9 protein-coding genes are annotated in these 12,300 nt (G+C 55.3%); 6 read left to right on the top strand and 3 right to left on the bottom strand.

The features are described 5' to 3' along the window. Nucleotides 1–113: 113 nt before the first annotated feature. From B5E62_RS06010 to B5E62_RS06000, 3 genes are all read left to right on the top strand, one after another. The gene (locus B5E62_RS06010; RefSeq protein WP_087173726.1) at nt 114–794 is read left to right on the top strand and encodes a hypothetical protein; all 681 of its coding nucleotides are present in this window, start codon (nt 114–116) and stop codon (nt 792–794) included. Nucleotides 795–1,147: 353 nt separating this feature from the next. Beyond that, a complete protein-coding gene (locus B5E62_RS06005; RefSeq protein WP_087173725.1) occupies nt 1,148–1,981 on the top strand; it encodes a helix-turn-helix transcriptional regulator in 834 nt (277 codons plus the stop codon). A gap of 58 nt (nt 1,982–2,039) precedes the next feature. Continuing rightward, nucleotides 2,040–2,690 (top strand): HAD family hydrolase, encoded by a 651-nt coding sequence (locus B5E62_RS06000; RefSeq protein WP_087173724.1) that lies wholly within the window; start codon nt 2,040–2,042, stop codon nt 2,688–2,690. Between the two features lie 75 nt (nt 2,691–2,765). On the opposite strand, the gene B5E62_RS05995 is transcribed toward B5E62_RS06000, so the two are convergent. Beyond that, nucleotides 2,766–4,166: a CapA family protein gene (locus B5E62_RS05995; RefSeq protein WP_087173723.1), complete on the bottom strand. Its 1,401-nt coding sequence runs from the start codon at nt 4,164–4,166 to the stop codon at nt 2,766–2,768. A gap of 202 nt (nt 4,167–4,368) precedes the next feature. On the opposite strand from B5E62_RS05995, the gene B5E62_RS05990 reads away from it, so the two are divergent. Both B5E62_RS05990 and B5E62_RS05985 read left to right on the top strand, forming a co-directional pair. Beyond that, complete coding sequence (locus tag B5E62_RS05990; protein ID WP_087173722.1) at nt 4,369–6,096, top strand: [Fe-Fe] hydrogenase large subunit C-terminal domain-containing protein; 1,728 nt, start codon at nt 4,369–4,371, stop codon at nt 6,094–6,096. A gap of 1 nt (nt 6,097) precedes the next feature. Beyond that, on the top strand, nt 6,098–7,270 hold the full coding sequence (locus tag B5E62_RS05985; RefSeq protein WP_087173721.1) for a SpoIIE family protein phosphatase: 1,173 nt from the start codon (nt 6,098–6,100) through the stop codon (nt 7,268–7,270). A gap of 76 nt (nt 7,271–7,346) precedes the next feature. Here the strand turns inward: B5E62_RS05985 and aroA are convergent, their stop codons facing one another. Both aroA and B5E62_RS05975 read right to left on the bottom strand, forming a co-directional pair. Then, complete coding sequence (gene aroA, locus B5E62_RS05980) at nt 7,347–8,714, bottom strand: 3-phosphoshikimate 1-carboxyvinyltransferase (protein WP_087173720.1); 1,368 nt, start codon at nt 8,712–8,714, stop codon at nt 7,347–7,349. Next, nucleotides 8,701–9,804, bottom strand: coding sequence for a prephenate dehydrogenase (locus tag B5E62_RS05975; protein ID WP_087173719.1), 1,104 nt, complete (start codon nt 9,802–9,804; stop codon nt 8,701–8,703). Before B5E62_RS05975 ends, aroA begins: the two co-directional genes overlap by 14 nt. 259 nt (nt 9,805–10,063) lie before the next feature. Between B5E62_RS05975 and B5E62_RS05970 the strand changes: the two genes are divergently transcribed. Continuing rightward, nucleotides 10,064–12,139, top strand: coding sequence for an elongation factor G (locus B5E62_RS05970; RefSeq protein ID WP_087173718.1), 2,076 nt, complete (start codon nt 10,064–10,066; stop codon nt 12,137–12,139). Nucleotides 12,140–12,300: the final 161 nt, after the last annotated feature.

Below are 12,300 nucleotides of genomic sequence, written 5' to 3'. Positions count from 1 at the left end.
AAATACAAAGCATTATATTTCTGGCAGTTTTTTTCTTTTGCGGCGTCTGCCGTGTCTGCAAGTCTGATAAGAAGATCTAAAAGAAATCTCAATGCTTTTCTTCGCTTTTTACCATGCTGTTCAGCGACAAGAAGGAACTGCTGGGACTCTATAATGCGGTAAGCGGAAAACAGTATAAGGATCCCGGAGCGTTGAACGTCAACACACTGGAGAACGTCATCTACATGGCCATCAAAAATGACCTGTCCTTTGTGATCGACTCCCGGCTCTCCCTGTACGAGCACCAGTCCACCTACAGCCCCAACCTTCCGCTGCGGATGCTTTTGTATCTGGCAGACCTTTACGCGGACCTGACGAAAAGTGAAAACCTGTATGGAAGGAAAAAGGTAATGCTTCCGCCGCCTCAGTTTATCATCTTCTACAACGGGGAAGAGAAACAGCCTGACAGGCGGATACTAAAGCTGTCGGACCTGTACCAGGTGGAGGAAGAAGAGCATAAGCTGGAGCTGGAGGCGGTGGAGTGCACCATCACGGAATGTATCCGGGAGGGGATCCTTGAAGAGTTTTTGAGGAAATATCGAGCGGAGGCAAAGAGGATGAACATATACGAGTATGATCAGGCGAGGCATATAAGGCAGGAGCGAGAAGAGGCCTGGGAGGAAGGCTGGCAGGAAGGCCGGCGGGATATAGCTATCAATATGTCGAAAATGGGTATGACCGTGGAGCAGATTGCCCAGGCTGTTGGAGAAAAGACCGATATAGTGGAGAAGTGGCTGAAGGACGGGGACAGATAAGCGGCTCCCTCGTATTTGCTGGGCAGAGACCGGAAACCAGCAGGGCTTCTTGCAAAAGGGCGGAGCATAAAAGCAGGCAGCTGTCTAAGACCGGACACCGGGAACGGTGAAGGTCAGTGACAGTCGCCTGCTTTTTATCCTGCATTTGTCTCATTGTCTTTTATGCCATTTTTAGAAGAAATCTCTTGTGTAAATCTGCATATATGTCTCAAAAGAGTCTCTTAAGAAATTGCTAAATCTTCTGATCATATCTGGCACCTCCTCTTTATTTTCAATTGCATTATAGTGTGGCAGGGGATATAATTCTTGTCAAAAGAGGAGATAAATCAGCCAAATCTTGCAGGGAGGTTTTGATGCATTTTTTCTACGAGCTAAAAGAAGACCAGATGGAGATCTATGAAAAGGAGTCTGTCCACTATCCGCCCCACATCCACAAGTCCATGGAATGTATCTATGTGACAAGGGGGACGCTGGAGCTGGGCGTGGGGGAGACGCTATGTCACATGGAGACGGGAGATTTCGGGATTGTTTTCCCCAATGTGATCCACCACTACCAGGTGTTCAGCCAGGAGGAGTCCAGGGCCATCTATTTTCTGGTGCCGCCCTCTTTCGCGGGCCGCTTTTCAGAGCAGCTGCTGACCCATCGGCCTCTGGCGCCGGTCATCCCGTTGGAGCGCGTCCATCCGGACATCCCCTATGCACTGGAGCGTCTGCGGGAGATGGACGGTATTCGGGATGAACACCAGAAAGAAACGGGGGAGCAGGAGGAGCCGCAGAAGACTGTGCTGCGGCAGGCCTTCACGCAGGTGATCCTGGCAAGAACGCTGCCTTTTCTGGAGCTGCGAAGGCGAGAAGAGCAGCCGGGACATGATATCGTGTACGACGTAGTGGTCTATATGGCGGAGCACTACGGGGAGGAGGAGCTGTCCCTCACCAGGATGTCCCGGGATCTGGGATACAGCCCCTTTGCCCTATCCCGTGTCTTTTCCCGCATCTTCCACACGAATTTCAACCAGTATCTAAATGAACTGCGGCTGAATCAGGCGCTGGCGCTCCTGCAGAGCGCAGAGGGCTCCATCACGGATATTGCCATGAGTGCGGGATTTACGAGTATGAGGACATTTAACAGAGTGTTCCAGGAGCGGTTCCATATGCCGCCCAGGGAATACAGGAAGAAGCGTCTCTGACGCCTGGAGGGAGGCCTGGCTGCGGCAGAGAGAGCAAGGGATAAGCAGGAGGAAGAAAATGAAAGAATACAAATACATTTTATTTGACCTTGACGGCACGGTGACAGACCCGGGGCTTGGCATCACAGGCTCCGTCATGTACGCCCTGAAGGGCTTTGGGATCGAGGAGACAGACCGGACAAAGCTGTACCGGTTTATCGGGCCGCCCCTTGCGGAGTCCTTCCGGGATTTCTATGGCTTTACGCCGGAGGAGGCAAGGAGAGGGATCTCTCTGTACAGGGAGTACTATAAAGACAGAGGGATTTTCGAGAACAAGGTCTATGACGGCATGGAGGAGCTGCTGGCGGAGCTGAAACGGAGGGGGAAGACGCTGGTGCTGGCCACGTCAAAGCCGGAGCCCTTTGCCCGCGAAATACTGGATCATTTTCATCTGACTTCTTATTTCACCTATGCGGCGGGGGCGACCCTGGACGAGACAAGGGTGAAAAAGGAAGAGGTTATCGCCTATGCGATGGAGTCCTGCGGTATCACAGACCCGGGACAGGTGCTCATGGTGGGAGACCGCCGCCATGATATCGAGGGTGCCAGGGCAAACGGTGTGGACAGCCTGGGCGTCCTCTACGGATATGGCAGCAGGGAGGAGCTTTTGCAGGCCGGGGCAGACTACCTGGCGGAAAAGGTGGAGGATATTCTGAAAATCGTAAAATAAAAGGGCGGAAAAAAAGATGCACGGCCGTATTTGGGAGGTATATCCTCTGCGGAAGGTGCATCTTTTTCTATATGACTATATGGCGGATTTCAGCGGCAGCGCTGCTTTTACCTTCTCCACGCCTGCCCCGATGATAGCCTGGGTCCTGGCGGCGGACTCATCCGCCTCCGCTTTGATGCCGGAAAGGCCGGTGGACTCCTCCAGGGAGGCGGTGTCGTTTACCGGGAGGACTGCGAAGGCAGCGCCGGCGTCAGTCTCATACCGGTATGTCCACATGGGAGTGAAGACTGCGTCTGTGAGAGTGACCTTTCCCTTTTTGTCGCTGGACAGGGTCAGTGTCAGCAGATAGCTGTCCTCCGTCTCGCCGGTGGGCATCTCAGCCTGCATGTATTCGCTGCGCTGGTTGGAGAGAAAATTTCCAACGGCATAGCAGCAGAGCATCTGGTGTTCCCCATCCGAGGAGGTGAGGACATCCACCGGCTGGATCACGTGGGGGTGGCTGCCGATGAGGGTGTCAATGCCCATGTCGCAGAGCCGCTGGGCCATATCCGTCTGCTCCTGGGACTGCTGGGTCTGGTACTCGATGCCCCAGTGCATGTAGGCAATGGTGTACTGGACGCCCTCCTCCTTCATAGCTGCCAGGGAGGCTTCCACCTCGCTGTAGAATGCCTCCGGATTGCCTGGGTCGAAGGAATTGATGAGGGGAGCGATCGTGTCGGAGAGAGGGATGCCGTTGATGGACTTGGATCCGCTCTCGGCCGTGGTCTCGTACACATAGCTGAGAACTCCCACCTTGATGCCATTTACATCGACTACGTTATATTTTTTGTGGTCTGAGTCCGGACGGGTGCCCATGTACTGGAGATTTTTCTGGCTCAGGATCTCCATGGTGCGGGTAAGCCCCGCATCCAGTCCGTCGTACACATGGTTGCTGGCCAGGTTGACCATGTCAAATCCGCCCCCCGCCATTGCGTCGGCCAGCGCATCCGGGGCCTTGAACATGGGGTAGCCGCTGTATCCGGCCTCCTCCCCGGCGAGGGAGGTCTCCATGGTGACAGTGGAGAAATCAGCTGTCTCAAGGAGAGGACGGCAGTGGTCAAAAATAGAAGTGTAATCATAGGTGCCATCTGAAGGATTCAGATACACCCCGGACTCCAGAAAGGGCAGGTGAAAGACGATATCTCCCGCAGCCGTCCAGGTAGCGGTGGACGGCGTGTAGGCCTGTGTCTGGGCGCTGACGGGCTGGGCCTTCGGCTTGGCTGGTGTCTTTTCTCCTGAAGGGAAAAAGACAGACAAAAGAGCGGCGGCCACGATGCCAAGGATGATGGCGGTGAAGACAAATAGAAAGAACTTCTGGTCATTTTTCCTCCGGGAATGTCTCCTGGAGCGCCGCACCTCCTGGGCAGCCTGTTCTCTGGCTTCCTGGACCTGCTGCATTTCCCGGGCCTTTTTTCTGTGATTTTCAAATTCGGACATTTCCTCTGTATAAGGCGGTATTTTGCGCGGAAAATACCGTCTCCCCTCCCTCTTATGTAATACTTATATTGTACGTCCTCTTCTGTATAAAAACAAGCCCTGTATAGGGAGAGATTTCAGCCTTTTTTCGTTGCCCTGCCTGTGTCGGGAATGATATAATATGCATAAATATGAGTGAGAGCATTGCGGGAGGAGGGCAAAAGTGAGAGTTATAGATTTTAAAGATGCAAGCTGCCGCCATTGTTATAAATGTGTGCGGCACTGTGAGGTGAAGGCGATTTCCGTGCAGAATGAGCAGGCCCACATCATGAAGGATCACTGCATCAACTGCGGTCACTGCCTGGAAGTCTGTCCCCAGAACGCCAAAAAATTTGCCAGCGACATAGACAGGGTGAGAGGATACCTGCGCCAGGGAATGAAAGTGATCATCTCCCTTGCCCCCTCCTACCTGGGAGTGCTGGAGTATGACCGGCCGGGGCAGGTTGTCGCGGCTCTCAAAAAGCTGGGATTTTATGCGGTCAGGGAGACGGCGGAAGGGGCGGCCCTTGTGACGGCTGAGTACCAGAAGCTGCTGCAGGCAGGGGAGATGCCCAATATCATCACTACCTGCTGTCCCAGCGTCAACGACCTGATAGAGAAATACTACCCGGAGCTCGTGCCCCTGATGGCTCCGGTGGTGTCCCCCATGATCGCGCACGGACGACTGATACGGCAGATTTACGGGGAGGATGTAAAGGTGGTCTTCCTTGGCCCCTGTATCGCAAAAAAGGCAGAGGCTGTCGGAGACGAGCGGGTGAGCGGAGCGGTGGATGCCATCCTGACCTTTGAGGAAGTGGTACAGTGGTGGAAGATGGCCGGTATCCACGTGTCCGAGTGTGAGGACGAGGCCCTGGCCAATCCCTGCCCTATGGTCAATCAGCTCTATCCGGTCGGCGGGGGCATCATCCACTCTGTGCTGGCTGGACCGGGAGCGCCTCGCGAGGGTCAGGGACGCTACTACAAGGTGGCGGTGGATGGCCTGAACGCCTGCATGGAGCTTTTCGAGGAATTGAAAAAAGGGGAGATAAAGAATTGCTTTTTTGAGGTGAATGTGTGCGAGGGCGGCTGCATCAAGGGACCTGCCTCGGATAAGTGGAACCGTTCTGCTGTGCGGGCCAAGATGGATGTGGAGAGACATGCGGTAAAAAGAGGGCCGGCGGAGGACATTGACGGAGCAAATGTGGATATGCATAAGACCTTTGCGGACCGGCGAGTGGAGGACCCGGTGCCCACGGAGGAGCAGATGGAGGACGTGCTCCGGGCGATGGGGAAATACACGAAGTCAGACGAGCTCAACTGCGGTGCCTGCGGTTATCCCAGCTGCCGCGCCAAGGCCACCGCTGTTTTTCAGAAGAAGGCGGAGATTGGCATGTGCCTTCCCAATGCCGTGGCCCAGGCTGAGTCCATGTCCAATGTTGTCATGGATGTGACGCCCAGCATGATCCTTATCGTGGACAGCCAGATGCGGATAAGAGAGTGCAATAAAAAAGCGCTGAAGCTCCTGGAGGTCTCCAGGGAGGAGGCTCTGGAGCGGTACATATTCGAGTTTATCGAATCGGAGGATATCGACAGGGTGCTGGATACAAGAGAGCCCATCATCCGGAAGAAGGTCCGCCTGGAGCCCAATGGCCTGCCCGTGGTGGAGAGCATTATTTATATAGACCGTCTGGAGTCTGTCCTTGTCACCTACCAGGATGTCTCAAAGGAAGAGAAGGCGAAGGAGCAGCATTACCACCTGAAAATGGAGACTGTGGAGATGGCCCAGAAGGTCATTGACAAGCAGATGATGGTGGCGCAGGAGATTGCGGGGCTCCTGGGAGAGACTACCGCGGAGACCAAGGTGACTCTGTCCAAGCTGAGGGACTCCATTTTGTTTGAAGAGGAAGATTGATATGAGCGTTTGCCTGGATATTTCATGGAAAAGCCTGAATAAGCATAATGAAGAGCTGTGCGGTGACAAGGTGGAGGTGCTGCACACAGAGGATGCGGATATCGTGATACTGGCGGACGGCATGGGGAGCGGCGTGAAGGCCAACATACTGGCCACCCTCACGTCCAAGATACTGGGGACCATGTTTTTGAACGGGGCTGCCATTGAGTCCTGCGTGGAGACCATTGCCCGGACGCTGCCCATCTGCCAGGTGCGTCAGGTGGCCTACGCCACCTTCAGCATCCTCCAGATATTCCACGATGGCAATGCCTATCTTGTGGAATTTGACAATCCTTCCTGCGTCTTTGTGCGGGATAAGACGATCGTGGACTACCCCTATGAGGAGCGTTTCATCGAGGATAAGAAGATACGGGAGTATCGGTTCCAGGTGAAGATCAACGACTGCTTTGTCCTCATGAGTGACGGCGTGATCTACGCCGGGGTGGGGGAACTGCTCAACTTTGGATGGACCTGGAAGGATATGGCCCAGTACACCCTGAAGTGCACAAAAGAGACTCTCTCCGCCTCCCGGCTTGCGGCTATGCTGTCCCAGGCCTGCTATGACCTGTACGGGGAAAAGCCCGGGGACGACACCACGGTGGCCGTGGTCAGGGTCATCGAGAGACAGGTGGTCAACATTTTCACCGGGCCGCCCACCAACAAGGAGGATGATGAGCAGCTGATCTGCGACTTTATGAAGAGCGAAGGAAAAAAGGTGGTCTGCGGCGGGACCAGCGCCAATATCGCTGCCCGCGTCCTGAAAAAGGAGATCGTTACCTCTGTGGACTATGCGGACCCGTCAGTTCCGCCCACGGCCTCCATCGAGGGGCTGGATCTGGTGACAGAGGGAGTGATCACCCTGGGGAAAGCCCTCGGTATCCTGAAGAAATACGAGCAGGAGGAATTTGATGAGGAGTTTTTCAATGAGCTGGATGCGCAAAACGGGGCCTCGAAGCTGGCCAAGCTCATTATCGAGGAATGTACGGACCTGCACCTCTTTGTGGGGAAAGCCCTCAACCCGGCACACCAGAACTCCAACCTGCCCTTTGACCTGAGCGTCAGGATGAATCTGGTGGAGCAGCTGAAGGACTGTGCCCAGAAGCTGGGAAAGACTGTAAAAGTCAAATATTACTAGACAATTGAAACAATGGTACATCAATAATGTCATTGCGGACGTAATACTTTTTAAAAGTATTACGTCCGCAATTGCGTTAGTTGAAATAATTGTAGAACCCGGGGAAGGAAATGTCTACACAATTGGCGTGCCTGATGCGGGTCTCGCCGCCGGCGGCGAGGCCCGCCACGGCGAAGGACATGGCGATGCGGTGGTCCATGTAGCTGTCGAGGACAGCGCCGTGAAGGGGACTGCCGCCACGGACGACCATGCCGTCGTCTGTGGGAGTGACGTCACAGCCCATGGCCCGCAGGTTGGCGGTGACGGTAGCGATGCGGTCGCTCTCCTTTACCTTCAGCTCCGCCGCGTCCCGGATCACGGTGGTCCCCTCGGCAAAGGCGGCCAGGACTGCAGCCATGGGCAGCTCGTCAATGAGGGTGGGGATCAGGCCGCCCTCTATGGTGACGCCGTGGAGGGAGCTGTGCCTTACGAGAAGGTCCGCGGACGGCTCGCCGCCGGCCTGGCGCTCGTTCAGGAGAGTGATATCCCCGCCCATGCTGCGGCAGACGGACAGGAAGCCGGCACGGGTGGGATTGATGCCCACGTTTTTAATGAGCAGGCTGGAGCCCGACACCAGGAGGGCGGCAGCGATAAAGTAGGCGGCGGAGGAGATATCCCCGGGCACTATGATATCCTGGGCATACAGCTCCCTGCAGGGTGCAATGGACGCGGTGGCCGTGCCGTCCTCTTTTATAATAGAAGAAACGTCCGCGCCGAAGCCCTTCAGCATCAGCTCTGTGTGGTTCCTGGACAGGGCGGGCTCGGTCACAGAGGTTGAGGAGTCCGCATAGAGCCCTGCCAGCAGGATGGAAGATTTTACCTGAGCGGAGGCCACCTTTGTGGTGTACTGGATGCCGTGCAGCTGCCCGGGCTCAATGGCGAGGGGGGCGCATCCGTTTCCGTTTACGCTGTGTATCCGAGCTCCCATCCGGGAGAGGGGATCCATGATCCGTTTCATGGGGCGGGTGTTTAAGGAGGTGTCACCGGAGAGGAGGGAGGGGAAATCCTGCCCTGCCAGGATACCGGAGATGAGTCTGGTGGTTGTACCGCTGTTCCCTGTGTCCAATACCGCTGTCCCCGGAAGCACGCCGGCGCGCTGCGGGCCGCCATGCAGACTGCCCGCTCCCTGCAGCCCTTTCGGCCCTTGCAGCCCCCGAAGTCCGTTTCCGTGGACAGTTACCTGTCCTGCGGCTGCCTCCACATCAATCTCCACTCCCAGCCGACGGAAGCAGGCAATAGTGGACAGGCAGTCAGCACCCATGAGGAAATTCCGGATGCGGGTGGTGCCTCTGGCAATAGAGCCAAACATGACAGCCCGGTGGGAGATGGACTTGTCTCCGGGCACGGTGATCTCACCGGTAAGCGGACGCCCGGCCGGGCGGATAAGCCTGCTACTGTCTCTCATAGACGATATACCTGTATTTCTGCAGAAGCTCAGCCGCCTTCCGGGAGGAGGCGTCGTCGTAGAACTCGATCCGCAGAACCCCTTCTTCAAATTCTCTGTTGTGCACGATACCTATATTCTTGATGTTGATGTTGTTGGACGCAAGGATGGTGGCGATGGTGGCAATTCCGCCTGCCTCGTCGATAATGTCGCAGTAAACGGCAAACACCTTCTTGATAGGGCCGGAGGAGCCGCCCGGGATGGAGTTGCGGTAGCTCCTGGAGCTGTCAAAGAGCTGGTACAGTGCCTGGGCGTCCTCGTTGTCCACTGCCGCTTTTGCCTCTGTCAGCATATCAATATAGCGCTGGAGTATGTGGGAAATATTCTCGTGGTTGTTCAGGCAGATATGCTGCCACATGGTGGGGGAGGAGGAGGCAATGCGCGTGATATCCTTGAATCCCCCCGCTGCCAGCTGCTTCATCAGCTCGTCCTTCGTGTCTGTGTCCCTCACCAGGCACACCAGGCTGGCGGCGATGATGTGGGGCAGATGGCTGATGGTGCCGGTGATCTGATCATGCTGCCGGTAGTCCAACACAACGGGGAGGGCCCGCAGACTTTCGATAAATGTCTCAAAAGCCGACACCTTTTCCGGGGCCACTTCCTCCGTGGGGGTAAGAATATAGTAGGCGTTCTCGATGAGCATGGCCTTGGAGTTGGCGTAGCCGCTCTTCTCCGAGCCGGCCATGGGGTGTCCGCCGATAAAATATTTTCCAAGCCCGATCCGTTCCACCTCCCTGTGGATGCTTGTCTTCACACTGCCCACGTCTGTCAGGATGCAGTCATCGTCAAGGAACTGGGAGACCTGCTTTAAGTAGGCGTTGTTGTAGGAGACGGGGGCGCACAGGAAAATACAGCTGCATCCCCGGAAGCTGTCGTCAATGTGGGTGGCTGCCACGTCGATGACCGACTCCTGGGTGGCCAGCGCCAGCGTCTCCTTGTTTTTGTCAAATGCTGTGATGGTGTAGTCGGGGTAGTACTGCCGGATGGCCTTTGCGATGGAGCCGCCTATGAGTCCAAGCCCGATAAAACCGATTTTCTTTTTCTGATCCATGTCCTGTCAAATTCCTCTCTCTATGCTGCAGCCGCGCTGGTTTCCCCTGCCCTGTGGGAAAATGTCCCTTAAATATTCCTTATATAATAAGGTATAAAACAGGGTATAAAAGCGGCCGTCTGGTAAAAATTCTACTACGATTGACAGAAGTTGTCAAAAGAGTGTTGAATTTGTAAAACTTGCATGAAAGAGTTGTAAAATCAGAAAATTTTTAGTACAATATACACATGAGATTTTACAAACGCAAGGAGGCAGCTATATGAAGGTTTACAGAACGGACGAAATCAGAAACGTGGTCCTTTTGGGACATGGGGGAAGCGGAAAGACAAGCCTTGTGGAGGCTATGGCTTACGTCTCCGGTGCTATCAGCCGCATGGGAAAGGTGACGGACGGCAACACCATCAGCGATTTTGATAAAGAGGAGCAGAAACGTAAATTTTCAATCAGTACGACACTGGTGCCCATCGAGTGGGAGAAAGCCAAGATCAATGTCCTGGACACGCCGGGATACTTTGATTTTGTGGGCGAAGTAGAGGAGGCAGTCAGCGCGGCGGACGCGGCGGTCATCGTGGTTTCCGGCAAGGCCGGCGTGGAGGTCGGCACGGAGAAGGCCTGGGAGCTGTGTGACAAGTATAACCTGCCCCGCATGGTCTATGTGACAGAGATGGACGTGGACGATGCCAGCTTCCGCGAGGTCGTGCAGCAGCTCACAGACCGGTACGGCAAGGTGATCGCACCCCACTTCCAGCCCATCCGCGAGAACGAGAAGCTGGTAGGTTATGTCAATGTCATCAAGAACGCCGGACGCCGCTACACAGGCATCGGTCAGAGGGAGGAGTGCGAGATCCCGGACTACTGTAAGCCCAACCTGGAGATTTACAGGGAAAAGCTTCTGGAGGCCGTGGCGGAGACAAGCGAGGAGTTCATGGAGCGGTACTTTGCGGGCGAGGAGTTCTCCGTGGAGGAGATCCGGGCCGCCATGCGCACGGAGGTCATGGACGGGGATATCGTTCCGGTGGCTATGGGCTCCAACATCCAGGCCCAGGGCGTTGCCAACCTTCTGTCCGATATCGTCCGTTTCTTCCCCAGCCCGGACTGCAGGAAATGTGCCGGCCTGAACAGGACGACAAACGAGATATTCGAGGCGGACTACAATTTCTCCGCCGCTAAGAGTGCTTACGTGTTCAAGACCATGGTAGACCCGTTTATCGGAAAATATTCCTTCATTAAAGTATGCTCCGGCGTGCTGAAGGGGGATGACACGCTCTACAACACCGCATCAGACACAGAGGTGAAGCTGGGCAAGATCTACACGATGAACGGCAACAAGCCTGTGGAGGTGAGCGAGATGTTCGCGGGTGACATCGGTGCTATCGCCAAGCTGCCGAACACCCAGACGGGAGATACCCTCTCCTCCAAGACAACCCAGGTTGTGTACAGCAAGACAGACTACTCCAAGCCCTATACATATATGAAGTATGTGGTAAAAAATAAAGGCGATGAGGACAAGGTGTCCCAGGCTCTCCAGAGGATGATGGCCGAGGATGTGACGCTGAAGGCTGTCAACGACAGTGAGAACAGGCAGAGCCTCCTCTACGGCATGGGAGACCAGCACCTGGAGATCACAGCCAGCAAGCTGTTCTCCAGATATAAATGCGAAATCCTCCTGGAGACTCCCAAGGTTGCCTTCCGGGAGACCATCCGAAAGAAATCAGACGTGGATTCCAAGTACAAGAAGCAGACCGGCGGACACGGCCAGTACGGACATGTAAAGATGCGCTTTGAGCCCTCCGGGGATCTGGAAACGCCTTATGAATTCGCAGAGGAGGTTGTGGGAGGCGCTGTGCCGAAAAACTATTTCCCGGCTGTGGAGAAAGGACTCCAGGAGTCCGTGCAGAAGGGGCCGCTGGCCGGCTACCCGGTAGTGGGTGTCAAGGCGGTGCTCTACGACGGCTCCTATCATCCGGTGGATTCCTCTGAGATGGCCTTTAAGACAGCCACCATCCAGGCCTTCAAGAAGGGGTTCCTGGAGGCGGACCCCATCCTTCTCGAGCCCATCGCGTCTGTGAAGGTCACTGTGCCTGACGAGTACACAGGAGATATCATGGGGGACCTGAACAAGAGGAGAGGCCGGGTGCTGGGCATGAACCCGGTCAGCGGCGGACGCCAGGTCATCGAGGCGGATGTGCCCATGACAGGCATGTTCGGCTACTGCACCACCCTCCGCTCCATGACCGGCGGACGTGGCACATACGAGTACGCCTTCGCGCGCTATGAGCAGGCACCTCACGATGTGCAGGAGGCGGAGATCGCCAAGAGGGCAGCGGAGGAATAAGAACACGCTCTTATCTATAGAAGCTTTTCCGCGAAATCATAGATAAAATGCAGGTGTGAAAATAGCACAAAAAGAGGCCGGGGCGGCATACACTTTTTTGTGATGTATGCCGCCCTTTTCATGCCTGTTTCCGTATTGCAGAGCAGATACAAAAGTGCTAT

The organism is Lachnoclostridium sp. An118 (genome assembly GCF_002160985.1).
Taxonomy (GTDB): domain Bacteria; phylum Bacillota; class Clostridia; order Lachnospirales; family Lachnospiraceae; genus Claveliimonas; species Claveliimonas stercoravium.
This window is presented reverse-complemented; position numbering and strand designations above follow the sequence as displayed.